The organism is Dietzia cercidiphylli (assembly GCF_014145145.1).
Classification (GTDB): Bacteria; Actinomycetota; Actinomycetes; order Mycobacteriales; family Mycobacteriaceae; genus Dietzia; species Dietzia natronolimnaea.
In genome coordinates this window covers 1-2,714 of sequence record NZ_JAALEA010000393.1, presented here as the reverse complement: position 1 = coordinate 2,714, position 2,714 = coordinate 1, and the positions used below count along the sequence as shown (strand labels likewise).

General features: G+C 72.3%; 3 protein-coding genes. 2 read left to right on the top strand and 1 reads right to left on the bottom strand.

Annotation, left to right across the window (positions count from 1 at the left end; genetic code table 11):
* Nucleotides 1–469 (bottom strand): glycosyltransferase (locus G6028_RS13710; protein ID WP_182659203.1); only part of this gene is annotated, 469 nt, incomplete at its 3' end.
* Nucleotides 470–550: 81 nt separating this feature from the next.
* Between G6028_RS13710 and G6028_RS13705 the strand changes: the two genes are divergently transcribed.
* Nucleotides 551–1,834 (top strand): acyl-CoA dehydrogenase family protein, encoded by a 1,284-nt coding sequence (locus tag G6028_RS13705; protein WP_182645903.1) that lies wholly within the window; start codon nt 551–553, stop codon nt 1,832–1,834.
* The coding region (locus G6028_RS13700) for a phosphotransferase family protein (RefSeq protein WP_182659202.1) at nt 1,831–2,714 on the top strand (884 nt) is incomplete at its 3' end. The genes G6028_RS13705 and G6028_RS13700, both read left to right, overlap by 4 nt.

Below are 2,714 nucleotides of genomic sequence, written 5' to 3'. Positions count from 1 at the left end.
CGGTGAGCAGCGGCCCCAGCAGGCCGGTCGCGAACGCGGGGTCGAAGTCGCGCAGGTCGGAGTCGAGGAAGGCGACGACGTCACCGTCGGTGGCGGCGAGGGACTTCCACAGCGCCTCGCCCTTGCCCGGGACGTCCCCCAGGGCGGGCAGCACGTCCCCCTGCGCCACCACCCGGGCGCCGGCCGCGCGGGCCACCTCCGCGGTGCCGTCGACGCTGTGGGAGTCGATCACCACCAACTCGTCGATGAGTGGCACCCGCTCGACCAGCTCGGACCGGAGCGCGGCGACGATCACGCCGACCGTCGACTCCTCGTTCCGGGCCGGGAGCACGACGGACACCCGCCGACCGGCCTTGGCCGCGACCAGGTCCTCGGCGCGGAAGTCTCCGGCCAGGTAGGTGCGTCGCACCGACCAGTCGCGGACGGGGTCGACCCGGTCCGCGAGGGGGGTACGCGCGTTCTCGCTCACCCCCGCGATCCTGCCAGAGGTATCCGACGAGCCGCCGCCGTGGGACGGACCCGTTCACCCGGGTGTGCCACGATGCACACCATGGACTTCTCACCCTCACCCCGCGCGGCCGAGCTCACCGCGGCGGTCCGCGAGTTCATCGACACGCACATCACCCCGGTCGAGCCGGGGATCCACGCCGACATCGCCCGCCGCCGTCTGGCCGGCGAGGACCCCTGGGCGGTCGATCCGCGGATCACCGAACTGCAGGGCAGGGCGCGCGAGCAGGGACTGTGGAACCTCTTCCTGCCCGCCGGGCACGAGGGCCCCTACGCCGAGCGCTACGGCACCCACGGGGGGACCGGCCTGACCAACACCGACTACGCGCCCGTCGCCGAGGAGATGGGGAGGTCGTTCATCGCGCCCCTGGTGTTCAACTGCAACGCCCCGGACACCGGCAACATGGAGGTCTTGCTCAAGTACGGGTCGCAGGAGCAGAAGGACCGCTGGCTGGACCCGCTCCTGGACGGGAGGATCCGCAGCGCCTTCCTCATGACCGAGCCGGAGGTGGCCTCCTCCGACGCCTCCAACATGGCGGCCACCGCGCGGGTCGAGGGCGACGAGGTGGTGCTGGACGGCCGCAAGTGGTGGTCCACCGGGGTCGGCCACCCGGACTGCGAGGTGGGCATCTTCATGGGTGTGTCGGACCCGGACGCCCACCGGTACCTGAGGCACTCGATGGTCCTGGTGCCCATGGACGCCCCCGGGGTGCGCGTCGAGCGCATGCTCACCGCACAGGGTGTCTACGACGAACCGCTCGGCCACGGTGAGGTGTCCCTCGAGGGCGTGCGTCTGCCGGTGGAGAACATCATCACCGGACCCGGGCGGGCCGCCGAGATCGCGCAGGGTCGGCTCGGCCCCGGCCGCGTCCACCACTGCATGCGGCTCATCGGGCTGTCGGAGATGGCGCTCGACCTGGCCTGCCGTCGTGCCTCGGGCCGGGTCGCCTTCGGCAAACCCGTCGTCAACCTGGGCGGGAACCGGGAGCGGCTCGCCGAGGCCCGGATCGCCATCGACCAGGCCCGCCTGCTGGTGCAGCACGCGGCCTGGAAGCTCGACACCGAGGGGCAGGCGGCCGTGGAGGTCAGCGCCATCAAGGCCGCCGTGCCGAAGATGGCCCAGAAGGTGATCGACATGTCGTTGCAGCTGCACGGCGGCGGCGGGATGAGCGACGACTTCCCACTCGCCGGCGCCTACGCCACCGCGCGCTCGCTCCGCCTGGCCGACGGCCCCGACGAGGTCCACCTCGGTGTGGTCGCCCGGGCGATGCTCGCGCCGTACCGCGACGCCGCCGGAGCCACTACGGATGCAGAGTCGGGCCGATGAGCCGACCGCACGGGGCCTCGCCCCTGAGCCGCAGGATCCCGGGCGCGGGCGTGGTGCGCAGGGAGGACGCGTTCGACGTGGAGGCGGTCGCGGCCTGGCTGCGTTCCGTCACCCCCGACCACGCGGACGTCCTGGCGGGAGTGGACCTGGGTGACGACGACGAGCCGGTCATCCCCGAGGTGAGCCAGTTCTCGGGAGGCGCGTCCAACCTCACCTACGTGTTGCGATATCCCGGCGTGGACCTGGTGCTGCGCCGCCCGCCGACCGGCACCAAGGCCCGCGGCGCCCACGACATGAAGCGCGAGTACCGCGTCCAGTCGGCGCTCCGCCCGGTGTACCCGCTGGTGCCCCGGATGGTGGGGTTCTGCGACGACCAGTCGGTGATCGGGTCCGACTTCTACGTGATGGAGCGACTCGAGGGCACGATCCTGCGCAAGGACCTCCCCCGGGAACTCCGCGCGGACAGGGCCACCATCCGGCGTCTGTCCGAACGGGCGGTCGACGCCCTGGTGGACCTGCACGCCGTCGACGTCCGGGCCGCCGGCCTGGACGACCTCGACCGTGGCGAGGGCTACGTGCGCAGGCAGGTCGAGGGGTGGTCGGCCCGCTACCGCCGCGCGCGGACCCCCGACGTGCCCGACTTCGCGCCGGTGATGAAGTGGCTGGACGCCAATCAGCCGGACGACGTGGGCCACTGCCTGGTCCACAACGACTTCCGCTTCGACAACCTGGTCCTCGACCCCGGCGACGTCACCTCCGTCATCGGCGTCCTGGACTGGGAGATGGCGACCGTCGGTGACCCGCTCATGGATCTGGGTAGTGCCCTGGCCTACTGGGTCGAGGACGGGGACGGCCCGGTGTTCAAGGCGTTCCGGCGCCA

Excerpts from the sequence above, each read along its gene's own strand:
- G6028_RS13705 (WP_182645903.1), top strand. The coding sequence starts at position 551 with ATGGACTTCTCACCCTCACCCCGCGCGGCCGAGCTCACCGCGGCGGTC.